This window comes from Caulobacter sp. GW821-FHT09H08 (assembly GCF_059415885.1).
This window is the reverse complement of record NZ_JBWKOC010000004.1, coordinates 143,073-163,105: the sequence shown is the minus strand read 5'-3', so window position 1 is coordinate 163,105 and position 20,033 is coordinate 143,073. Positions and strand designations below refer to the sequence as shown.

The window sequence follows — 20,033 nt, the reverse complement described above, 5'->3', positions numbered from 1 at the left end:
ACGCTCGTACCGGGTGTGGCGTAGCTTTCTCTCAGCTTCGGGGGGAGCCATGACCGAACTTAACTTCGACCACTTCGTTACGGCGCGATCTGCCTTTAGACGCCGCTTGGTTGGCGTGCGCGCTGAGCGCTTGGGGCGGCCGGTTCGAGGCGCGGAGTTTGATGACCACGGGATGCAGGTGGAGGTGGATGACCCGCCAGCGCCGCCGATGGCCTTTCATATCCTCTACCAAGACGCCAAGCTTCAGCTGACCGGACGCTGCATCACGCTTCGCACGCTTCTCAACGAGATCGCTGAAGTTCGCCTGACGGCTTACTGCCACATGCGTTCGGCTCCGCGCATGTTCCTTGCGTCCAGGATCGCCGAAGCAACGGACTTGGCGACCGGCGAGGTGCATGAAGACGCGCTGGGGTTCTTTAGAGATCACCCGTTGCTGCGGTACATGACCGTCGACGAAGCCGAGAGCCGTAGCCCTGAGCTCCTCGCCGTCCAAAGCTGTCGAGATGAGATTATCATCCTCAGCTTTGTTGGCGCTGCGGATGGAGATTTCGACGAGGATGAGCAGGACGAGATCGTCAAACACGTGATGCTCAATTGGGATGAGCCGCTAGATGAAACTCTTGTTCGCAAAAGAGTTCAGTCTTGGGTGCCGGACGAGCGAGCTTTCGAACGAGCCTTGGTCCGTCTATGCGCGGGCGAGGGTAATCCGAAGGCGTTGATGCGCTCCATGCGCCGCGTGATCGACGCGGATGGTGAGGTCGACCCAGAAGAGGTTGCGTTCGCTAGTGAGGTTCAGCGGCGTCTGTCGGCGGCTGGACGCATCTGAAAGCGACGAAGGCTGATATCGGCGCGACCAAGCCAGGCTCGGTCGCGGCCGTTCTGCGCTTAACTCCTCCGCATGCTGGGGAGCAAACACATGGAAGCCGTCAAGTCCTCTCGCGGTCTCGCTCTGACCGTCCTTCTGGCCACGGCGGTGGCCGGGACCCTCGATATCACCGACGCCTGCGTCTACTGGGCCGTGACCAAGGGCGTCGCGCCCGAGCGCATCTTCCAGTCCGTGGCCAGCGGCCTGCTGGGCAAGGCGGCGTTCAAGGGCGGGGCCCAGACGGCTGCCCTGGGTCTGACCCTGCACTTCGCGATCATGGCGGTGATGGTGGCGGTCTACGCCCTGGCCAGCCTGCGCCTGCCGATCCTGAACAGGAAGCCGGTGCTGATGGGTGTGGGCTATGGCCTCGCGACCTACGCCGTCATGAACTACGTCGTCCTGCCGCTGTCGAACGTCCACCACGGCGGCGCCTTCAACCTGCCGGTGTTCATCAACGGCGTGCTGGCCCACGTGCTGTTCGTCGGCCTGCCGATCGCCCTGATCGTGGCCTGGCGCGAAAAGAAAATGGCCCAGGCGAGCGCCTGAGCCATTTTCGGATCGATCGGTTCTAGAGCCTTAGGCCTGGACCGGCTTGGTCGCCGGGCGGACCGGCTTCAGCAGGGCCTTCAGGCGCTGCTCGCGCGAGACCGGGCGGAAGATCGTCAGGTTCGACATCAGCCGGCCTCCTTCATGTCGACTTCGATGCCCTGCTCGCGGACCTTGCGGTAGAGCGTCGAGCGGCCGATGCCGAGGCGGCGGGCCACTTCGCTCATATGGCCGGCATAGACGTCGATGGCGTGCTGGATCAGGTCGCGCTCGATGTCTTCCAGCGTCCGCAGGTGACCGCGGTCGTCGAGGATGCGCACGGGCGCCTCGGCCGCCGTGGCGGCCGACATGGCGGCGTGGGCGGCCTGCAGCATGGCGGCCGGCGGCGGTGACGGCGCGACCGAAACAGCCTCGATCGGCGCGGCGATGCCGGAGATGGCCGGGAAGTCGTACGGCTGCAGATAGGGCGCGTCCGCCAGGACGATGGCCCGGTAGATCGTGTTCTCCAGCTGGCGGACATTGCCCGGCCAGTCGAACGCGGTCAGCAGTTGCAGGGTCTCGGGCGAGGCGCCGATGACGCGCTTGCCTTCTTCCACGTTGAAGCGGCGGATGAACGCCTCGACCAGGGCCGGGATGTCCTCGCGGCGCTCGCGCAGGGACGGGGCCTCCAGCGGGAAGACGTTCAGGCGGTAATAGAGGTCCTCGCGGAAATGGCCGGCCGAGACGGCCTGCTGCAGGTCGCGATTGGTCGCCGAGACGATGCGGACATCGACCTTCAGCGAGCGCTTGGAGCCGATCGGGTCGATCTCGCCCTCTTGCAGCGCGCGCAGCAGCTTGACCTGGACGTCCAGCGGCAGTTCGCCGACTTCGTCCAGGAACAGGGTGCCGCCGTCGGCTTCCTTGAACTTGCCCAGGTGCTTGTCCGAGGCGCCGGTGAACGAGCCCTTCTCGTGGCCGAACAGGATCGACTCGACGAGGTTCTCGGGGATGGCGCCGCAGTTGACGGCCACGAACGGCTTGCCCGAGCGGTCGGACGAGCCGTGCACGGCGCGGGCGAGCAGCTCCTTGCCGACGCCGCTTTCGCCGGTGATCAGCACGGGGATGCCGCTCTTGGCGGCGCGTTCGCCCATGCGCTTGACCATCGACATAATGGGCGAGCCGCCGATCAGGTCGGCGAAGGTGGTCTTGCCGACCGCGCGCTTGGTCAGGCGCTCGACCTCGCCCTTCAGGTCGCCCATCGACAGGGCGTTGCGGATCGAGACGGTGATGCGTTCCGGGCTGGCCGGCTTGATGAAGAAGTCGCTGGCCCCGGCCTGCATGGCCTTGACCACGGTGTCGACGCCGCCGCTGGCGGTCAGCACGATCACGGGCTGGGTGAAGCCGCGAGCGCGAACCTCGGCCAGGGTCTCGTGGCCATTCATGCCGGGCATGACCAGGTCGAGCAGAATCACGTCGGCGGGCGCCCCGGAGGTCAGGTGCGCAATGGCGGCGTCGCCACCGTCAGCGTGTGCGACCGCGAAGCCTTCGCGTTCAAGCACCGCTTGGATCAACCGACGTTGTGTCGGGTCGTCATCGACGACGAGGACCGTTTTGGTCATTGAGCACATCCACCAGAACCGGCCATGCCCACGTGGAGCAAGGCTCTTGTTGGTTCAGAGTGATACAGGTCGCGGGTAAACATCGGCTTTCGCAGACGTGTCGCGAAACTTAAGTGTTATAGTTAACAGTATCTTACGGGGAGGGCGGTTTGGTCGACGAAGAGCAGCTGGAAAGCCTCGCCTTGGCCCTGCCCGAAGTGGTCGGGGGCGTCAGCCCCAGCGGCCAGTTCGCCTTCGAGGTCGGCGGCAAGGGACTGGCCTGGGCCTATCTCGCCAGGCCCTCTCCCAAGGCCAAGCGGGTGCTGGTCCCCGGCGTCGTGGCCGTCCGCTGTTCTATGGAAACCAAGGAGCTGCTGCTCGAGGCCGCGCCCGAGCGGTTCTTCACCGACGACCATTATCGCGGCTATCCGGCGGTGCTGGTGCGGCTGGCGGAAGTGGACGCCGACGAACTGGCTGGACTCCTGCGCCAGGCCTGGAAGATCGTGGCGCCCAAGGCGATCGCCAAAAAGTACGAGGTCTGAGCGGGAGGACCCATGTTCGTCGGGCACTATGCGGCGGCGCTGGCCGCGCGGGCGGCCGAGCCCCGGGCTCCGCTATGGACCTATGTCCTGGCCTGCCAGGCGGTGGATATCGCCTGGAGCGGCCTGATCATCCTGGGCGTCGAGAAGGCCGGCGTCGATCACAGCCTGCCGGGCAGCGCGCTGGTGCTCAGCCACATGCCCTACACCCACAGCCTGCCGGCGGCGGTGCTGTGGTCGGTGGTGGTCGGGGCAGGGCTGATGACCCTGCTGAAGCTGCCGAGGCGGGCCGGCCTCTTCATCGGCCTGGCGGTGTTCTCGCACTGGGTCCTCGACTTCCTGGTCCACCGGCCGGACCTGCCGCTGCTGTGGGACGGACCCAAGGTCGGGCTGGGCCTGTGGGACTATCCGCTGCCCGAACAGGTCCTGGAGCTGGGCCTGCTGGCCATGGCCGGCGCGGCCTGGGCCTGGCGGCGGGGCAGGGAAGGCCGCGACTGGCGGGCCGCCCCGGCGTTCCTGGCCTTCCTGCTGTTCCTGCAGGTGGTGCCGATGCTCTCGCCGATCAGCGGCGCCCCCCTGTCGATGGGCGGCATGGCGCTGGTGGCCTATCTCGTCACCTGCGTGGCGGCGTGGATGGCCGAGCCGCACGCGGCCAAGACCTGATCGCTCAAGGCCTCGTGCATTGCGCGGGGATGGGGTGCGGGCCTATCTCCTCCCCATGAACGCCCCCTTCAAGCCCGACGCCCCGCCCGAATGGAACCTGGCCGACCTCTATGTCGGTCGAGACGATCCGCGCATCGAGACCGACCTCGCGGCCGCCAAGGCCGCCAATGACGAGCTGGCCTCGCTGGAGGGGATGTTCCTGGAGGCCCGCAAGGAACCGCAGCGCCTGGGCGTGCTGCTGGATCGCGGCATCAGCCTCTATGAGCAGGCCACAAACGGCCTTTGGGGCGTCGGCGCCTATGCGGGCCTGGCGGCCTCGGTCGCCCGCGACGACCCGGCCTGGGCCAAGTTCGAGGCCGACCTGCGGGCTCGCTCCTCGCAGATCGCCGCCGAGAGCCTGTTCTTCACGCTGGAGCTGAACCAGCTGGAAGACACCGAAATCGAGAAGGCGCTTAAGGCCACGCCCGAAGCCGCCCGCTGGACGCCGTGGCTGCGCCGCGTGCGCCTCTCGCGGCCGCACGAGCTGTCGCCGGAGCTGGAGCGCTTCATCGTCGACAAGGCCCCGGCCGTCGCCAACTGGGTGCGCCTGTACGACGAGACCCTGGCGAAACTCACCGCCAAGGCTGGCGACGAGACCCTGACCCTGCCCGAGGCGCTGAACCGCCTGTCCGACCCTGACGTCGCGCGCCGCAAGGCCGCCGCCGACGGTCTGGCGGCATCGCTGGAGGAACGCGCCTCGACCCAGGCCCTGGTGCTCAACACCCTGGCCTTCGAAAAGCAGGTCGAGGACCGCTGGCGCCGCTACGACACACCCGCCCAATCGCGCCACCTGGCCAACGAGGTCGATGGCGACGCCGTCGACGCCCTGGAGCAGGCGGTGGTCGAGGCCTATCCGCGCCTGTCGCACCGCTACTACGCGCTGAAGGCCAAGGTCATGGGCCGCGCCAGCCTGGACTACTGGGACCGCAACGCGCCCCTGACCGCCGCCGCGCCGCGCGCCTACGCCTGGGACGAGGCCAAGGGCATGGTGCTGGAGAGCTTCCAGGACCTGGCGCCCAAGTTCGCCGACGCCGCGCGGGTGTTCTTCGACCGCCCGTGGATCGACGCCCTGCCGCGTCCGGGCAAGCAGTCCGGCGCCTTCGCCCACCCGGTGACCGCCGACCGCCACCCGTTCGTGTTCATGAATTACATGGGCGAGCGGCGCGACGTGCTGACCCTGGCCCATGAGCTAGGCCACGCCGTGCACCAGACCCTTTGCCAGCCGCTGGGCACCTTGCTGGCCGACACGCCCCTGACCCTGGCCGAGACGGCCTCGATCTTCGGCGAGGGCCTGGTGTTCGACCGCCTGCTGGCTGAGGCCACGCCGGAGGACCGCAAGGGCCTGCTGGCCGGCAAGATCGAGGACGGCCTCAATACCGTGGTCCGCCAGATCGCCTTCCACCGCTTCGAGCGCCGCTTCCACGAGGCCCGCCAGGAGGGCGAGCTGTCGCCCGACCAGATCGGCGGCCTGTGGCTGGAAGTGATGGGCGAGAGCCTGGGTCCGGCCGTGAAGCTGAACGTGGGCTACGAGCACTACTGGGCCTATGTCAGCCACTTCTGCCACGCGCCGTTCTACGTCTACGCCTACGCCTTCGGGGACCTGCTGGTGCGCGGCTTGATGGAGAAGCGCCGCGAGGATCCCGAGAAATTCGCGCCGCTGTACGAGGACCTCCTCGCGGCGGGCGGTACGCGCACCTATGTCGAAGCCCTGAAGCCTTTCGGCCTGAACCCGAGGGACAAGGCGTTCTGGGCCGCCGGCTGCGCGCAGCTGGAGCGTCTCGTGGACGAGTTCGAACAACTCGTCTGACGCCGTGCATTCGTCCTCGCCCTTCGACAAGCTCAGGGTGAGGACGAAGAAATGCCGGGGTGTCTCCGTCACCTCATGCTGAGCCTGTCGAAGCACGAGGTGACGCGGCGCGATGGCTGACGATCGTAACGACCCCGAACGCGACCGCCTGTCCGGACGCCTCTCGCGCTTCGCCAAGGTCGGGGCGGGCCTGTCCGGCGCCGCCGTCTCCTATGGCGCCAACCGCATGTTCGGCGGCGACGACGCCGACGCCCGTAACGCCAAGGCGCTGAAGGCTGCTCTCGGTGGGCTCAAGGGGCCGCTGATGAAGGCGGCGCAGATGTTCGCCACGGTGCCGGACCTGCTGCCGCCGGAGTTCGCCAAGGAACTCGCGGAGCTCCAGACCAACGCGCCCGCCATGGGTTGGCCGTTCGTGCGTCGACGCATGGCGGCCGAGCTGGGGCCGGAGTGGCGGGGCAAGTTCGCGAGCTTCGAGCACGAGGCCGCCGCGGCCGCCTCGCTGGGCCAGGTTCACCGCGCGGTCGCCCATGACGGCCGCTCACTCGCGGTGAAGCTCCAGTACCCCGACATGCAGAGCGCGGTCGAAAGCGACCTTGGCCAGCTGCGGGCGCTGATTGGCCTGTTCAAGAAGATGGACGGCTCGCTGGACCCCTCCGAGGCCATAGTCGAGATCGGCGACCGCCTGCGGGAGGAGCTGGACTACGAACGCGAGGCCAGGCTGATGGCCGTCTATGCGAACTTCTTCGCGGGCCGCGAGGACATTCGCACGCCGACGCCGGTCTCGGAGTTATCCACAGGGCGCCTGCTGTCGATGACCTGGCTGGACGGCCGGGGCCTGCTGGCCTTCAAGGGCGCCCCGCAGGAGGTCCGCGACCGCATCGCCGCCCTGCTGTTCGAGGCCTGGTGGAGCCCGATGACCCACCTGGGCATCATTCACGGCGACCCGCATCTGGGGAACTACACCTTCGGCGGAGAGGGCGCGGCGCACCTGAACCTGCTGGATTTCGGCTGCATCCGCATCTTCCCGCCGAAGTTCGTGGCTGGGGTGGTGCGGCTCTATCGGGCGCTCTCCAACGACGACCGCGCCGAGCAGGTCGAGGCCTATCGCAGCTGGGGCTTCCAGGGGCTGACCGACGATTTGATCGACACCCTGAACGTCTGGGCCCGCTTCATCTACGGCCCGCTGCTGGACGACCGGGTCCGCACCGTGGCCGACGACGTCCCGCCCGGCGAGTACGGCCGCCGCGAGGCCTTCAAGGTGCGTCAGGCCCTGAAGGCGCAGGGGCCGGTGACCATTCCCCGCGAGTTCGTGTTCATGGACCGTGCGGCGATCGGGCTGGGGGCGGCGTTCTTGCACCTGGGCGCCAGCCACAATTGGAAGGCGCTGTTCGAGGCGTCGCTGGACGGGTTCTCGGAAGAGGCGGTGGCCGAGCGGCAGCAGGCGGCGCTCGAAGCTGTCGGGCTTTAGACGCCCCCTCCGTCACGGCGCTTCGCGCCGCGCCACCTCCCCCGCAAGCGGGGCAGGAGGGCGGTCCTCCTCACCCGTGCAACGGGGGAGGTGGCGCGATGCGGATACGCATCGTGACGGTGGGGGCGCTGATCACCCCTCATACTCCTTCAGCAACCCTTCCAGCCGCCGCTGCTCGGGCTTCATCACCCAGTGATACCGTGCGCTGTTCCAGCCGATGCTGGCCACCAGCGCCACGCCGAACACGAGCAGCATCTGCCAGGCGTTGCGGTCGCTGGCCTTGCCGACCTCGCGCAGCTGCCAGACGCCCATGAACATCGGCGCGACGAACACCGGCAGCATCATCCAGAAGATCTTCATGTTGGTCCGCGCCCGGCGGTTGGCGGCCAGCATGGCCGTCAGGGTGTCGCGCACCGGCGAGCCGCTGGGGCCGCCCCGCTTGCGCAGCAGGAGCCCGACGGCCAGCACGGCGACCAAGGCCAGCCAGCACACACCCATCATCACCAGCGAGGCCCACTCGCGACCGGGGTCCATGCGCCCCGAGGTGATGGCTTGGGCGGCGATGACCGAGAAGATCGTCATAGCCGTGGCCGGGATGGCGAAGAGCAGCAGCTCGCCGCGACGGCGAGCCTTCAGGGCGTTCATCAGTTCCTCCATCAGATAGGCCTGGGCCTTGGCGTCCGGCGTGTTGGCCGGCGAGGTCCAGGCGGCTTGCAGTTGGTCAAACTCCATCGTCGGATCCCTCCACGAGGCTGGAGACGCGCTGGCGAATTCTCGTCAGCCGCGCCCCGACATTGGTTTCGCTAAGGCCGTGCAGCCGGGCGATCTCGGCGTAGCCGACGCCATCCAGCGACAGCAGGATCAGCGACCGCTCGACCGGCGGCAGCTGGCGGATGGCCGCGTAGAGGCGCTCCAGCAGCGCTACCTGCGGATCTTCGCCCGCGTCGCGGATCAGCATCTCGGCCTCGACCGCCACGCCGCGCAGCCGCCGACGGTTTTCGCCGCGCCGCCAGGTGAGGGCGGCGTTGTGGGCCACGCGGTGGACGAAGGTCCCGGCCGCGCTCTCGTCCCGGAACCTGGGCCGCGCCTTCCACAGCGCCACCGTCAGCTCCTGCAGCAGGTCGTGCTGGTCGGCCGGATGGGCGAAGGCGCGGGCCGTCCGGTGCAGCATCGGCAGATGCGGCGCCAGCCAGTCGGCGAAGTCCCCGTCGATGTCTTGAGCTCGGCCCATCCGTCCCCCGTTTCGAAAGGTTAGATGCCGGTCGGAGCGCCGTCCTTACGGAAGGCTTTTCTTTTTTCAAACGCTCGTTAGCCTGACCGTATGTCCGACGACCTGACAGACGCCCAGACAGGGGCCATCCCTGACGGCTTTTCCCAGCTGAACTGGTCGCGCGGCTTCGGCCGCCAGATCGGGCCCTTGTTCGAGCACCGCGAGGGGCCCGGCCAGGCGCGCCTGGCGTTCCGGGTCGAGGAGCACCACACCAACGGCCTGGGCAATTGCCACGGCGGCATGCTGATGAGCTTCGCCGACATGGCCTGGGGCCGGATCATCTCGCTGCAGAAGTCCTACAGCTGGGTCACCGTGCGGCTGATGTGCGACTTCCTCTCAGGCGCCAAGCTGGGCGACTGGGTGGAGGGCGAGGGCGAGCTGATCGGTGACGAGGACATGCTGTTCACCGTGCGCGGCCGCATCTGGGCCGGCGACCGGACCCTGATCACCGGCACGGGCATCTTCAAGGCGCTGAGCCCCCGCAAGCCGCGTCCCGGCGAGCTGGCGTACAAGGCGGAGGGCTGAGCCATGGCCGACGACGCTCAACCCTCATCCCTGCTCGCGCCGTTCAAGGGCGAGAAACCGCCCGCGCCGGCCTGGTTCGACGCGGCCATAGCCTACGAACCCGAACGCTCGCTGATCCCCGTCGAGGGCGCGAATATCGAACTCCTGACCTGGGGCGAGGTCGGCAAGCCGGGCCTGCTGTTCCTGCACGGCAACGGCGCCCACGCCGACTGGTGGAGCTTCATCGCGCCGTTCTTCGCGAAAGACTGGCGGGTGGCGGCGATCTCGTGGTCGGGCATGGGCGACAGCGACTGGCGGCCGGCCTACAGCGCCGACCTGTTCGCGGCTGAGATCTTCGCCGCTGTCGAGGCTGCTGGCCTCGAAGCCGGCGGCGTGAAGCCGATCCTGGTCGGCCACTCGTTCGGTGGCTTCCCGACCCTCTACTGCGCCGCGCGCCACCCGGAGCGCCTGCGCGGGGCGATCATGGCCGACAGCAGCATCCAGCCGCCCGAGAAGCGCTGGAGAGGCCCGCCGCCGCGCTCCGGCCAGGGGCAGCGGGTCTACGCGACACTGGAGGAGGCCCTGGCCCGTTTCCGCCTGGCCCCGCCCCAGTCCTGCGAGAACCTCTACATCGCCGACGACATCGCCCGCCGCTCGCTGAAGCCGGTCGAGGGCGGCTGGACGTGGAAGTTCGATCCGGACCTCTGGCACAATTTCCGAATGCCGGACCTGGGCGACCTGCTGCCGCAGATCGCCTGCCCGGTGGCCCTGATGTGGGGCGAGCGCTCGAACCTGATGCACGCCGAGACCCTGGACTACATGGTCGCGCAGATGCCGGACGACGTGCTGTTGCTGCCGCTGCCCGATGCGGACCACCACGTGATGATCGACCAGCCCCTGGCGTTCGTGGCGGGGCTGCGGGGGCTGTCGGCGAGCTGGAAGTAGGCGGGCGCACTACGGAAACCCTCTCTCATAGAGAGAGGGAGGGGCCCGCGCCGAAGGCGTGGCAGGGTGAGAGGTTTCACCCTTGCCGGAGAGGTCTGGCCCCTATCGGCGCTTCGTCCTGCGAGATTATAACCACTCACCCTCCCACCGCTTCGCGGCGGGCCCCTCCCTCTCTCAAAGAGAGAGGGTGTCTTTTTGCGCCGGAGACCCTCGACCCTTGACCACCCCCGGCCCCGTCCTCGTCTACGCCCCCGACCGAGGCATCGGCGACCTGATGTGGCACCTGCCGACCATCCGGGCGATCGCGGCGACGACGCCCGAGGGCAGGGTCGTGCTGGTCGCGCGGCCATCGTCCCGGGCGTCCGAGGTTCTGACCGTCGAGCCGACCGTCGAGCGTGTGCTCCACGCCCCGCACTACAAGGGCAAGCTGAAGGGCGTGCGCGAGACGCTCGACTTCTACCGTCTCTGCAAGACCGAGAAGCCGCGCGCCGTCTGGATCCTGGAGAAGATCGACCGCCCGGCCATCGCCGCCTTCCTGGCCAGCGTGCCCGAGCGCCGGGGCTTTGGCCTGGGGCACGGCCAGGAGAGCTTCCTGACCACCGGGCCCTACCTGCCCAAGTCCATGCGACCCGCCCACCGGATCGACAAGCTGGAGGCGTTCGAGGCGGCCCACGGCCTGGTCGTCGCCAGCCGCGAGCCTGCGTTGAAGCTGGATCCCAAGGCCCTCGACGCCGTGAAGGCCAGGTACGTCGACCAGCCCGGCCCGTGGCTGTGCCTGGGCGTCGGCGCCAGCGAGCCCGCTCGCACCTGGCCGGCCGATCGGTTCGCGCAGACGGCCCAGCGGCTCTCCGACCTGTTCGGCGCGGTGTTCTGGGTTGGCGGTCCGCATGAAGCCGAGACCGCCAAGGCCGCGATCGGCGACCTGCCCGGCAACGTCGTCGCCTGCGACCTCACCCTCGACCATTCGGCGGCCCTGATCTCGCTGTCGGCGGGTTTCCTGGGCAACGACTCGGGCGCGCTGAACGTGGCGGCCGCCGTCGGCACGCCCTGCGTCGGCCTGATGGGCACCGCCCCCGTGCCGGCCTATTCGCGCTGGCTTTCGCGCCTCGACGGCGGCGAAGGTCGAATCGCGGACATCACCGTGGATCAGGCTGTCGACGCCGTGCGCACCCGCTTCCTTAAGGAGGCATGGGGCAATTCGCCCGCTTGAGCCGTGGGCGCCCCCAGTGTATCGGGCGGGCCTCGGTAATTCCGTTTTCTCTTAAGGACGACACATGGCCGGCGACTATCAACGCGGTGAGATGGACATTCACGAACAAGCGGCGACGTTCGCCGCGTTCAACGGCATGACCAAGTGGGGCTCGCTGGGCGTCTCCACCCTGCTGCTGTTCATCACGCTGCTGTTCTGCACCAAGGCTGGCTTCGTTGGTAGCGCTATCCCGGCCTTCGTGCTGCTGGTTGGGGGTATCTTCTTCCTGCGCGACAAGCCCGCTACCGCCCACTGACACCGGTAGACATCGGCATAATTTTTCCCTGACGTGCACGTCATGCCTCGACAAGAGGCAAGACTATCCCCTACAGAGCGCCCCATGCTGGTGAGCAAACAGCGCTCTGGGGAGGGGTATGCCGATGGCCGTTATCGCCGTCACGAAAGAGACCCGCGCGAACGAAACGCGGGTCGCGGCCACGCCTGAAACCGTCAAGAAGCTCGGCGCCGCCGGCTTCTCGGTGGTGGTTCAGGCGGGGGCGGGGACGGCCGCGTCCTATCCGGACGCCGACTACGAGGCGGCCGGCGCCAAGATCGCCAAGACGGCCAAGGACGCCCTGAAGGACGCCGACGTCCTGTTCAAGGTGCGCGCCCCTGAGTCGGCCGAGATCGCGGCCCTGAAGAAGGGCGCGATCGTCGCCGCCGCGCTCAATCCGTATCAGGACAAGGAAACGCTGGACGCCCTGGCCAAGGCCGGCGCGACCGCGATCGCCATGGAGTTCATCCCGCGCATCACCCGCGCGCAGGTGATGGACATGCTGTCCTCGCAAGCCAACCTGGCCGGCTATCGCGCCGTGATCGAAGGCGCCGAGGCCTATGGCAAGGCCCTGCCGATGATGATGACCGCCGCCGGCACCGTCGCCGCGGCCAAGGTGTTCATCATGGGGGTCGGCGTCGCCGGCCTGCAGGCCATCGCCACGGCTCGTCGCCTGGGCGCGGTGGTCACCGCCACCGACGTGCGTCCGGCCACCAAGGAGCAGGTCGAGTCGCTGGGCGCCAAGTTCCTGGCCGTCGAGGACGAAGAGTTCAAGAACGCCCAGACCGCCGGCGGCTACGCCAAGGAGATGTCCAAGGAATACCAGGCCAAGCAGGCCGAACTGGTCTCCTCGCACATCGCCAAGCAGGACATCGTCATCACCACGGCCCTGATCCCGGGCCGCGCGGCTCCGAAGCTGGTCAGCGCCGCCCAGGTGGCGTCGATGAAGCCGGGCTCGATCCTGGTCGACCTGGCCATCGAGCAGGGCGGTAATGTCGAGGGCGCGAAGCTGAACGAGACCGTGGTCACCGCCAACGGCGCCAAGATCCTCGGTCACGCCAACCTGCCCGGCCGCATCGCCGCCGACGCCAGCGCGCTCTATTCGCGCAACCTGGTGGCCCTCTCGACTCTGTTCACGACGAAGGAAGGTGCGTTCGAGCCGAACTTCGAGGACGAGATCCTGCAAGCCGCCGTCGTGACGCGCGGTGGCGAGATCGTCCATCCGAACCTGAAGACCGCCTAACAACAGCATTGAAAGGGAGGCTCCCATGGAAGCCGTTGACCCCACCGTGTTCCGTCTGGCGATCTTCGTGCTCGCCATTTTCGTCGGCTACTACGTCGTCTGGAGCGTGACGCCCGCGCTGCACACGCCGCTGATGGCCGTGACCAACGCCATTTCGTCGGTGATCATCGTCGGCGCCCTGCTGGCCGCCGCGGCCCACGGCGCCAATAGCGACCTGGCCGGCGGCGCCGTCGCCGGCTCGACCTGGATCTCCAAGGGGGCCGGCGCGATCGCCGCGGCCTTCGCGGCGGTCAACATCTTCGGCGGCTTCTTGGTCACCCAGCGAATGCTGGCGATGTACAAGAAGAAAGAGAAGAAGTGAGCGGACGAGAGCAGGGGGAACCAGAACAATGAACGCCAATCTCGCCGCCATTCTCTACATCGTCTCGGGGGTGCTTTTCATCCTCGCGCTGCGTGGCCTTTCCAGTCCCGTGACCAGCCAGACGGGCAACCGTAACGGCATGATCGGCATGGCCATCGCCGTCGGCACCACCCTGGCCACCCTGTGGAGCCAGGGCGCGCTGGACGTCGTGACCCTGGGCCTGATCCTGGGCGGCGTCGCCGTCGGGGGCGCGGTCGGGGCGATCATCGCCCGCAAGGTCGCCATGACCTCGATGCCGCAGCTGGTCGCCGCCTTCCACAGCCTGGTCGGCATGGCCGCCTGTCTGGTGGCCGTGGCCGCCATCTACACGCCCGCCGCCTACGGCATCGTGGGCGAGGACGGCGCCATCCACCTCAACAGCCTGATCGAGCTGTCGCTGGGCCTGGCCATCGGCGCCATCACCTTCACCGGTTCGGTCATCGCCTTCGCCAAGCTGAACGGCAATATGGGCGGCGCGCCGATCCTGCTGCCGGCCCGCCACCTGCTGAACATCGCCATCGCCCTAGGCATCGTCGCCCTGGTCGTGGTGCTGGTCATCAGCGGCGGTTCGGCCATCTGGGCTTTCTGGGGCATCTTCGCCCTGAGCCTGCTGATCGGCGTCACCCTGATCATCCCGATCGGCGGCGCGGACATGCCGGTCGTGGTGTCGATGCTGAACAGCTATTCCGGCTGGGCGGCGGCGGCCCTGGGCTTCACGCTCGAGAACACCACCCTGATCATCACCGGCGCCCTCGTCGGCTCGTCGGGCGCGATCCTGTCCTACATCATGTGCAAGGGCATGAACCGCTCGTTCGTCTCGGTGATCCTGGGCGGCTTCGGCGCCGACGCGGCGGCTTCGGCCGGCCCCGGCGGCAAGGTCGAGAGCCGTCCGGTCAAGCAGGGCTCGGCCGACGACGCGGCCTTCATCATGAAGAACGCGTCCAAGGTCATCATCGTCCCCGGCTACGGCATGGCCGTCTCCCAGGCCCAGCACATCCTTCGCGAGATGTGCGACAAGCTGAAGGAAGAGGGCGTCGAGGTGAAGTACGCCATCCACCCCGTCGCAGGCCGGATGCCGGGTCACATGAACGTGCTGCTGGCCGAAGCCAACGTCCCCTATGACGAGGTCTTCGAACTGGAAGACATCAACAGCGAGTTCTCGACGGCCGACGTGGCCTTCGTGATCGGCGCCAACGACGTCACCAACCCGGCCGCCAAGACCGACCCGACAAGCGCCATCTACGGCATGCCGATCCTGGACGTCGAAAAGGCCCGCACGGTCCTCTTCATCAAGCGCGGCATGGCCTCGGGCTATGCCGGCGTCGAGAACGAGCTGTTCTTCCGCGACAACACGATGATGCTGTTCGGCGACGCCAAGAAGATGGTCGAAGGCATCGTGAAGGGGCTTTAGGGCTTCCCGATCGCCTGAAACGACGAAGGCCCCGGCGGAGACGCCGGGGCCTTTTTCGTGCGCGTCCGAAAGCTCTCTCTCTAAGAGAGAGGGACGATCTTCGCCTGCACACCCCAAACGAAACAAAGGCCCCAGGGTTACCTGAGGCCTCTGTCGCGGGGAGTGGGGAGAGTGTGGGGAGGTGGGAGTGTGGGGTAAGCGGTACTGAAGATCACTTGGCGGCCAGCTCGACCGCGGTGGCGCGGGCGGCGAAGGTCAGGGCCTTGCGTTGGGTCGTCGACAGCTGGCGGGCCACGTCGCGGTGGGCTTCGGTGACGCATTGGCCGAACGACATGTCCAGGTCGTTGTTACGCAGCTTGGCGCGGCAGACGGTTTCGCCGGCTTGCTGCACGCGGGCCTTGAACACGGCGGCCTGGGCAGGGTTGGCCAGGTCCAGGTCGGTCAGCGACACGGTGACCGACGGGTCACGCTCGGCGGCGTTGGCGGCTTGGGTCAGGCCCAGGACCGGAACAGCGGCCAGGCTCAGGCTGGCGACGGTGGTCAGGCTCATGATGAACTTGCGCATCTCTAAGTATCCCTCTGGCTGGGCGCTTTTCCCTGCGCCGATGAATACTGTGTACGGCCAAGAGTTCGCCAAGTCCCGTTACGTCTCAGTCATGACGTGTAATTAAGAGAGTGACGTCGTTTTAATGATATGAACTTCCCGTAATCTTTATCAAATACATGACATTGGCTGGGTGCGCCGCTCGCGCGCTACGGGGCATGGTCAATGAATGGTTAAGCTGCGCCCTGTTTTTGCCCCATGCGACATTCATACACCCGCCGGATTCACCATCCCGAAAGGTCAAGTATGAGAGCTAGATCGCCTGCGCGCGGTCCTCTCGAACGACCGAACGACCCGAGAGGTAGCGGTTTGAACTCCAAGAGCCTGGCTGTTCCGCCCCAGCACCTGCGCGTGGCCTTCTTCACCATGCTGGGTGTCGCGGCCATGGTCGGCGCGCTGAACGGCGCCGTCGCCCTGGGCGAATGGGTGGCCAAGGGCAGCGCGGCTTCCGAGGCGTCGGCGCCCGTCGTCGCCCAGGTCGAGGCCGAGGACGAGGTCGAACAGACCCCGCCGCCGCCCGCCTATCGTTTCGACGCGCCGCTGCCCGGCCGGGTGGTCAATTCGCCGTTCGGCCTGCGCCAACTGCCGTGGGAAGAGAACGGCCGCCTGCACCAGGGCGTCGACATCGCCGCCCCCGGCGGCGCGGCGGTCAAGGTTGCCGCCGATGGCGTGGTCAAGGCCACCGGTCTCTCGCCCACCTACGGCCGCTACGTGCTGGTCATGCACAAGGGCGGGCTGACGACCATGTACGCTCACCTGGCGGGTCCGGCGCGCGGCGTGAAGCGCGGCGTCTTCCTGCGTCGCGGCGAGACGCTCGCCTATGTCGGCAATTCGGGCCGCTCGACTGGCTCGCACCTGCATTTCGAGATCCGCAAGGGCGAGAAGCCCTTGAACCCCAGCTTCTTCCTGGGCCGCAGCTTCGCCGAGGCCAACGACCTGCCGCTGAAGGCCGCCGGCAAGGTCTCGCGCAAGGTCCACGTCGCCACGGTCTCCAAGTGGCCGCCCGGGGTCACTAAGGGGGGCGTGGCCAAGGCCCGCGCCGCGAAAGGCGAGATTCAGGTCGCTCGCCTGAAGAATGGCCGCGTCCGCGCCACCATCCCGGTGGTCGCCATCCAGGCGCCCGCCGCGCCCGCTCTGACCACCGCCACCAGCGGCTCGGCGACCTAAAAGCTCCGAACGCGGCTCGACGCGTCACAAAGCCTCACTACATTGGACGCATGATCCAGCTTCTCGGTCGTGGCGTCGCGGGCCTTGCCCTGCTCCTGATTTCCTACATCGCCGTCGGCGGGCTGATGAGCGCGTCCGGCGCGCCCAAGCTCCGAGGCCAGATGGTCGAGATCGAGCCTGGGCGGAAGCTGCGGCTGGTCTGCGAAGGCCCCAGGAGCGATCGCCCCGTGATTTGGCTGGAAGCCGGCGCCTTCGGCTTCGCCGCCGACTGGGGCGGTACGCAAGAGGCCCTGACCGCCGCCGGCTGGCGCTCGTGCGCCTATGACCGCGCCGGCATGGGCTTCTCGCCCAAGGGCCCCAGCCCGCGCGACGGCGTCGCCATCGTCACTGACTTCGAGAAGCTGGTCGCCGCGTCGGGCGAGCCCGGCCCCTACATCCTGGTTGGCCACTCGATGGCCGGCTTGCGCCTGCGCGAATATGCCGGCCGCAACCCCGACAAGATCGCCGGCCTGGTGCTGGTCGACGCCGCCACGCCCGAGGCCGCCCAGAACCCGCAGATGCAGGGCTTCATCCACGCCTTCGCCAACGCCTCGAAATGGGCGGCGCGCGGGGCCTCGATCGGGCTCTACAAGCCGTTGGTCCACACGCGCCTCGGCGACAAGATCGACCTGCCGCCGGCCGCCAAGGCCGAGAAGGGCTGGGCCTTCGCCAATGGCCGTCACAACCGCACCGCGGCCGAAGAGGTCGGGCTGTGGAAGGAGGCCTCGGACCAGGCCGCCCAGCAGCCCCAGTTCGATCCCAAGTGGCCGATGGCCGTGGTCACTGCCGGTCCCGTGGCCGGCCGCGAGCTGCGCAAGGAGATGCAGGCCGCGCCGGCTCGTCGTTCGGCCCACGGCTATGTCGACCATGTCGAGGCCGCCACCCACACCCTGCTGATCGGCCGACAGTTCGCCGACCACATCGTCAAGGCGATCGCCTTCGTGGCCGACGCTAACAAAAAGGGCTGATACAACTTCTGGAAGGGTCGATTCGGGAGGTTCCCTCATGGTCAGTGCGGTCAGCCTGGAGGGCGTCAGCAAGACCTATGACGACTTCCACGCCGTCAGGGACGTCAGCTTCGAGGTCCCCGCCGGCCGGATCACCGGCTTCCTCGGCCCCAACGGCGCGGGCAAGACCTCGACCATCCGGATGATCCTGGGCTTGCTGCCCGCCACGGCCGGAAAGATCACCGTGCTCGGGGCCGACGACGCCCAGAAGGTGCGCGAGCGCATCGGCTTCCTTCCCGAGGAGCGCGGCCTCTACAAGCGCATGACCCCCATCGACGCCATCGCCTTCTTCGCGGGTCTGAAGGGCGTGCCGGAGACGGAGGGCCGCAAGCGCGCCAAGGCGATGCTGGAGGCGCAAGGGCTGGAATACGCCATGAAGCGGCCGATCAAGGACCTTTCCAAGGGCATGGCCCAGAAGGTCCAGTTGATCTCGGCCCTGGCGCACGAGCCCGAGCTGGTGGTTCTGGACGAGCCGTTCTCGGGCCTTGATCCGGTCAATCAGCAGGCCCTGGAAGGCATGATCCGCGAGATCGCCGCCCGCGGGGCCACGGTGCTGTTCTCCACCCACGTGATGCAGCACGCCGAGCGTCTCTGCGACAAGGTCGTGCTGATGGCGCGCGGGCGGAAGGTGTTCGACGGCGATGTGGCCACGGCCCGCTGCGCCGCGCCCCGGGCCCTGGTGCTGGAGGGCGACCTCACCGCCGAGCAGGTCGCGGCCTTGCCAGGGCTGGGCGCTGTGACCTCCGAGGCCCTGCCCGACGGTGGTTGGCGGCACGTGGCGGTCCTGCCCGAGGTCGGCACCGGCCAGGACGCCCTGAAGGCCGCCTTCGCCCGCGACCTGGCGCTGCGACGGTTCGAGCTCAAGGAGCCCAGCCTGCACGACGCCTTCATCGTCCTGACGGGAGGCCAGGCATGAGCCGTCTGTTGAAGATCGCCCGCCGGGAATACCTGGCCTATGTCCGCACCGTCGGCTTCTGGCTGTCGATCGTGACCCTGCCGCTGGTCATGGGCGTCACCAGCCTGGCGCCGGTGATGATGATGAAGAGCGCCAAGCCCGAGCGGCTGGCCATCATCGACCTGACCGGGCAGAACCTGGGTCCGGCCGTGGCCAAATCGCTGGTCGAGGACCAGAATCGCGCGGCCGCCCGCGCCCTGCGCGCCGCCGCCCTGTCCGCCGCCGGTCCCAAGGCCCAGGAGGAGGTCCGCAAGGCCCAGGAGAAGGGTGGAGACGCCGCCGGCCGCGAAGCCCTGGCGCGGCTCAATCCGACCGCCGCCGCCCGCTACAAGCCGCCCAAGGCCCAGGCCATCGTCCTGCCGGCTCCCGCCGAGGCGCAAGGCGCCGCGACCGCGCGCGAGGCCGGCCTCGCCGCCCGCCGCGAAGTCGAGGCCAAGCGTCTCGATTCGGTGCTGGTGCTCAGCGGTCAGGACGACGCCATCGTCATGGACCTGTGGAGCCGCAACCTCGCCGCTCCGGTCCTGGAGGGCGACCTGAAGGGCGCTGTCGGCGAGATCATGCGCGAGCGGGCTCTGGCCCGAGCCGGGGTCTCGGCCCAGACCCTGAAGGCTGCCGACGCGCTGAAACCGGCCTTCAACAGCCTGTCGCCCAGGGCCGCCTCGGGCGAGAAGGTCGCGCTACGCGACCGCCTGCCGACCTATGTCGGCCTGGCCGCCGGCTTCCTGTTGTGGTCGATGGTGATGACCGGGGCCAGCATCCTGCTCAACAGCGTGATCGAGGAGAAGTCGTCCAAGATCCTGGAGGTGCTGCTGTCCTCAGCGTCCGTGCCCGAGATCATGGGCGGCAAGATCCTGGGCGTGGCGGGGTTGACCCTGACGGTGCTGAGCATCTGGGCCGCCGGCGGCTGGCTGGCCATGATCAACTTCGCCCCGGGGCTGGCCGGCGACCTGATCGCCGTACTGCTGGGCAAGGGGCTGATCCTCTATTTCGGCGTCTACCTGGTCGGCGGCTACCTGATGTACGCGGCGCTGTTCGCCGGCATCGGGGCGTTCTGCGAGAGCCAGCGCGACGCCCAGACCCTGCTGGGGCCGATCATCATGGTGATGACCATCCCGATCGTCTTCATGAGCCAGGCGATCCGCTCGCCCGAGTCGCCGATCCTCAACACCCTGTCCTGGATCCCGCCCTTCACGCCGTTCCTGATGCCCGTGCGCATCGCCAGCGACCCGCCGATGATCCAGGCGGTCGGGACCATGGTGCTGATGCTCGTGACGGCGGCGGCGATCCTGGCCTTCTCGACCCGCGCCTTCCATGTGGGCGCGCTGGCGACGGGGAAGGTGGACTTCAAGACGCTGATCGGGCGGATCGCGCGTCGCCAAGCAGGCTGACCCTACGCCGCTCATCCCCGCGAAGGCGGGGATGAGCGGGTTTTAGATGCCAGAAACGACGAAAGCCGCGCGG

General features: G+C 68.0%; 22 protein-coding genes and 1 pseudogene. 17 read left to right on the top strand and 6 right to left on the bottom strand.

Going from position 1 to position 20,033, the window contains the following annotated elements:
- The first annotated feature begins 49 nt into the window (after window positions 1-49).
- Window positions 50-826: a tellurite resistance TerB family protein gene (locus tag AC07NN_RS15180; RefSeq protein ID WP_494642469.1), complete on the top strand. Its 777-nt coding sequence runs from the start codon at window positions 50-52 to the stop codon at window positions 824-826.
- Between the two features lie 90 nt (window positions 827-916).
- Window positions 917-1,411 carry a hypothetical protein gene (locus tag AC07NN_RS15175; RefSeq protein WP_494642467.1) on the top strand — a complete coding sequence of 165 codons (495 nt, stop codon included), beginning with the start codon at window positions 917-919 and terminating at the stop codon, window positions 1,409-1,411.
- A gap of 30 nt (window positions 1,412-1,441) precedes the next feature.
- On the opposite strand, the gene AC07NN_RS15170 is transcribed toward AC07NN_RS15175, so the two are convergent.
- Together AC07NN_RS15170 and AC07NN_RS15165 are read right to left on the bottom strand one after the other, a co-directional pair.
- The gene (locus AC07NN_RS15170) at window positions 1,442-1,540 is read right to left on the bottom strand and encodes a hypothetical protein (RefSeq protein WP_494642464.1); all 99 of its coding nucleotides are present in this window, start codon (window positions 1,538-1,540) and stop codon (window positions 1,442-1,444) included.
- On the bottom strand, window positions 1,540-3,009 hold the full coding sequence (locus tag AC07NN_RS15165) for a sigma-54-dependent transcriptional regulator (protein ID WP_494642461.1): 1,470 nt from the start codon (window positions 3,007-3,009) through the stop codon (window positions 1,540-1,542). Before AC07NN_RS15165 ends, AC07NN_RS15170 begins: the two co-directional genes overlap by 1 nt.
- 149 nt (window positions 3,010-3,158) lie before the next feature.
- Between AC07NN_RS15165 and AC07NN_RS15160 the strand changes: the two genes are divergently transcribed.
- From AC07NN_RS15160 to AC07NN_RS15145, 4 genes are all read left to right on the top strand, one after another.
- A complete protein-coding gene (locus tag AC07NN_RS15160; protein ID WP_494642458.1) occupies window positions 3,159-3,530 on the top strand; it encodes an MmcQ/YjbR family DNA-binding protein in 372 nt (123 codons plus the stop codon).
- A gap of 12 nt (window positions 3,531-3,542) precedes the next feature.
- Window positions 3,543-4,190: a hypothetical protein gene (locus AC07NN_RS15155; RefSeq protein WP_494642454.1), complete on the top strand. Its 648-nt coding sequence runs from the start codon at window positions 3,543-3,545 to the stop codon at window positions 4,188-4,190.
- Window positions 4,191-4,245: 55 nt separating this feature from the next.
- Window positions 4,246-6,036: a M3 family oligoendopeptidase gene (locus AC07NN_RS15150; RefSeq protein WP_494642450.1), complete on the top strand. Its 1,791-nt coding sequence runs from the start codon at window positions 4,246-4,248 to the stop codon at window positions 6,034-6,036.
- A 112-nt stretch (window positions 6,037-6,148) separates the two neighbouring features.
- A complete protein-coding gene (locus AC07NN_RS15145; RefSeq protein ID WP_494642448.1) occupies window positions 6,149-7,504 on the top strand; it encodes an ABC1 kinase family protein in 1,356 nt (451 codons plus the stop codon).
- A 12-nt stretch (window positions 7,505-7,516) separates the two neighbouring features.
- On the opposite strand, the pseudogene AC07NN_RS15140 reads toward AC07NN_RS15145, so the two are convergent.
- The 3 genes and pseudogenes from AC07NN_RS15140 to AC07NN_RS15130 form a co-directional block, all read right to left on the bottom strand.
- Window positions 7,517-7,647 (bottom strand): annotated as a pseudogene (locus tag AC07NN_RS15140) (hypothetical protein).
- Window positions 7,637-8,236, bottom strand: a complete 600-nt coding sequence (locus AC07NN_RS15135) for a hypothetical protein (RefSeq protein ID WP_494642446.1) — start codon at window positions 8,234-8,236, stop codon at window positions 7,637-7,639. The pseudogene AC07NN_RS15140 and the gene AC07NN_RS15135 overlap by 11 nt, the downstream one beginning before the upstream one ends.
- Window positions 8,226-8,735, bottom strand: coding sequence for an RNA polymerase sigma factor (locus AC07NN_RS15130; protein ID WP_494642444.1), 510 nt, complete (start codon window positions 8,733-8,735; stop codon window positions 8,226-8,228). Before AC07NN_RS15130 ends, AC07NN_RS15135 begins: the two co-directional genes overlap by 11 nt.
- Before the next feature lie 90 nt (window positions 8,736-8,825).
- Here AC07NN_RS15130 and AC07NN_RS15125 point away from each other — a divergent pair, with 90 nt between their 5' ends.
- The 7 genes from AC07NN_RS15125 (at window position 8,826) to AC07NN_RS15095 (ending at window position 14,800) form a co-directional block, all read left to right on the top strand.
- Complete coding sequence (locus tag AC07NN_RS15125) at window positions 8,826-9,299, top strand: PaaI family thioesterase (RefSeq protein WP_494642441.1); 474 nt, start codon at window positions 8,826-8,828, stop codon at window positions 9,297-9,299.
- Between the two features lie 3 nt (window positions 9,300-9,302).
- On the top strand, window positions 9,303-10,223 hold the full coding sequence (locus AC07NN_RS15120) for an alpha/beta fold hydrolase (protein WP_494642439.1): 921 nt from the start codon (window positions 9,303-9,305) through the stop codon (window positions 10,221-10,223).
- 274 nt (window positions 10,224-10,497) lie between these two features.
- Window positions 10,498-11,433: a glycosyltransferase family 9 protein gene (locus AC07NN_RS15115; RefSeq protein ID WP_494643970.1), complete on the top strand. Its 936-nt coding sequence runs from the start codon at window positions 10,498-10,500 to the stop codon at window positions 11,431-11,433.
- Between the two features lie 64 nt (window positions 11,434-11,497).
- Window positions 11,498-11,728: an aa3-type cytochrome c oxidase subunit IV gene (locus AC07NN_RS15110; RefSeq protein ID WP_494642437.1), complete on the top strand. Its 231-nt coding sequence runs from the start codon at window positions 11,498-11,500 to the stop codon at window positions 11,726-11,728.
- Window positions 11,729-11,846: 118 nt separating this feature from the next.
- Window positions 11,847-12,989 (top strand): Re/Si-specific NAD(P)(+) transhydrogenase subunit alpha, encoded by a 1,143-nt coding sequence (locus tag AC07NN_RS15105; RefSeq protein WP_494642432.1) that lies wholly within the window; start codon window positions 11,847-11,849, stop codon window positions 12,987-12,989.
- A gap of 25 nt (window positions 12,990-13,014) precedes the next feature.
- A complete protein-coding gene (locus tag AC07NN_RS15100) occupies window positions 13,015-13,350 on the top strand; it encodes a proton-translocating transhydrogenase family protein (RefSeq protein WP_047403586.1) in 336 nt (111 codons plus the stop codon).
- A gap of 28 nt (window positions 13,351-13,378) precedes the next feature.
- The gene (locus tag AC07NN_RS15095; protein ID WP_454717917.1) at window positions 13,379-14,800 is read left to right on the top strand and encodes an NAD(P)(+) transhydrogenase (Re/Si-specific) subunit beta; all 1,422 of its coding nucleotides are present in this window, start codon (window positions 13,379-13,381) and stop codon (window positions 14,798-14,800) included.
- 211 nt (window positions 14,801-15,011) lie between these two features.
- Here AC07NN_RS15095 and AC07NN_RS15090 read toward each other — a convergent pair whose 3' ends face one another.
- Complete coding sequence (locus AC07NN_RS15090; RefSeq protein ID WP_494642424.1) at window positions 15,012-15,365, bottom strand: UrcA family protein; 354 nt, start codon at window positions 15,363-15,365, stop codon at window positions 15,012-15,014.
- Between the two features lie 348 nt (window positions 15,366-15,713).
- Between AC07NN_RS15090 and AC07NN_RS15085 the strand changes: the two genes are divergently transcribed.
- The 4 genes from AC07NN_RS15085 to AC07NN_RS15070 are packed head-to-tail and all read left to right on the top strand — an operon-like array spanning window position 15,714 to window position 19,960.
- Window positions 15,714-16,571, top strand: coding sequence for a M23 family metallopeptidase (locus AC07NN_RS15085; protein ID WP_494642421.1), 858 nt, complete (start codon window positions 15,714-15,716; stop codon window positions 16,569-16,571).
- 50 nt (window positions 16,572-16,621) lie between these two features.
- Window positions 16,622-17,578, top strand: a complete 957-nt coding sequence (locus AC07NN_RS15080; RefSeq protein ID WP_494642419.1) for an alpha/beta fold hydrolase — start codon at window positions 16,622-16,624, stop codon at window positions 17,576-17,578.
- Between the two features lie 37 nt (window positions 17,579-17,615).
- Window positions 17,616-18,533, top strand: a complete 918-nt coding sequence (locus AC07NN_RS15075) for an ABC transporter ATP-binding protein (RefSeq protein ID WP_494642417.1) — start codon at window positions 17,616-17,618, stop codon at window positions 18,531-18,533.
- Window positions 18,530-19,960, top strand: coding sequence for an ABC transporter permease (locus tag AC07NN_RS15070; protein WP_494642414.1), 1,431 nt, complete (start codon window positions 18,530-18,532; stop codon window positions 19,958-19,960). The genes AC07NN_RS15075 and AC07NN_RS15070 overlap by 4 nt, the downstream gene beginning before the upstream one ends.
- Window positions 19,961-20,033 lie beyond the last annotated feature (73 nt).

What these genes read in the sequence shown, in the direction of transcription:
- AC07NN_RS15180 (WP_494642469.1), top strand. Translation starts at nt 50, where the DNA reads ATGACCGAACTTAACTTCGACCACTTCGTTACGGCGCGATCTGCCTTT.
- AC07NN_RS15175 (WP_494642467.1), top strand. Translation starts at nt 917, where the DNA reads ATGGAAGCCGTCAAGTCCTCTCGCGGTCTCGCTCTGACCGTCCTTCTG.
- AC07NN_RS15170 (WP_494642464.1), bottom strand. Translation starts at nt 1,540, where the DNA reads ATGTCGAACCTGACGATCTTCCGCCCGGTCTCGCGCGAGCAGCGCCTG.
- AC07NN_RS15165 (WP_494642461.1), bottom strand. Translation starts at nt 3,009, where the DNA reads ATGACCAAAACGGTCCTCGTCGTCGATGACGACCCGACACAACGTCGG.
- AC07NN_RS15155 (WP_494642454.1), top strand. Translation starts at nt 3,543, where the DNA reads ATGTTCGTCGGGCACTATGCGGCGGCGCTGGCCGCGCGGGCGGCCGAG.
- AC07NN_RS15150 (WP_494642450.1), top strand. Translation starts at nt 4,246, where the DNA reads ATGAACGCCCCCTTCAAGCCCGACGCCCCGCCCGAATGGAACCTGGCC.
- AC07NN_RS15145 (WP_494642448.1), top strand. Translation starts at nt 6,149, where the DNA reads ATGGCTGACGATCGTAACGACCCCGAACGCGACCGCCTGTCCGGACGC.
- AC07NN_RS15135 (WP_494642446.1), bottom strand. Translation starts at nt 8,236, where the DNA reads ATGGAGTTTGACCAACTGCAAGCCGCCTGGACCTCGCCGGCCAACACG.
- AC07NN_RS15130 (WP_494642444.1), bottom strand. Translation starts at nt 8,735, where the DNA reads ATGGGCCGAGCTCAAGACATCGACGGGGACTTCGCCGACTGGCTGGCG.
- AC07NN_RS15125 (WP_494642441.1), top strand. Translation starts at nt 8,826, where the DNA reads ATGTCCGACGACCTGACAGACGCCCAGACAGGGGCCATCCCTGACGGC.
- AC07NN_RS15120 (WP_494642439.1), top strand. Translation starts at nt 9,303, where the DNA reads ATGGCCGACGACGCTCAACCCTCATCCCTGCTCGCGCCGTTCAAGGGC.
- AC07NN_RS15115 (WP_494643970.1), top strand. Translation starts at nt 10,498, where the DNA reads ATGTGGCACCTGCCGACCATCCGGGCGATCGCGGCGACGACGCCCGAG.
- AC07NN_RS15110 (WP_494642437.1), top strand. Translation starts at nt 11,498, where the DNA reads ATGGCCGGCGACTATCAACGCGGTGAGATGGACATTCACGAACAAGCG.
- AC07NN_RS15105 (WP_494642432.1), top strand. Translation starts at nt 11,847, where the DNA reads ATGCCGATGGCCGTTATCGCCGTCACGAAAGAGACCCGCGCGAACGAA.
- AC07NN_RS15100 (WP_047403586.1), top strand. Translation starts at nt 13,015, where the DNA reads ATGGAAGCCGTTGACCCCACCGTGTTCCGTCTGGCGATCTTCGTGCTC.
- AC07NN_RS15095 (WP_454717917.1), top strand. Translation starts at nt 13,379, where the DNA reads ATGAACGCCAATCTCGCCGCCATTCTCTACATCGTCTCGGGGGTGCTT.
- AC07NN_RS15090 (WP_494642424.1), bottom strand. Translation starts at nt 15,365, where the DNA reads ATGCGCAAGTTCATCATGAGCCTGACCACCGTCGCCAGCCTGAGCCTG.
- AC07NN_RS15080 (WP_494642419.1), top strand. Translation starts at nt 16,622, where the DNA reads ATGATCCAGCTTCTCGGTCGTGGCGTCGCGGGCCTTGCCCTGCTCCTG.
- AC07NN_RS15075 (WP_494642417.1), top strand. Translation starts at nt 17,616, where the DNA reads ATGGTCAGTGCGGTCAGCCTGGAGGGCGTCAGCAAGACCTATGACGAC.
- AC07NN_RS15070 (WP_494642414.1), top strand. Translation starts at nt 18,530, where the DNA reads ATGAGCCGTCTGTTGAAGATCGCCCGCCGGGAATACCTGGCCTATGTC.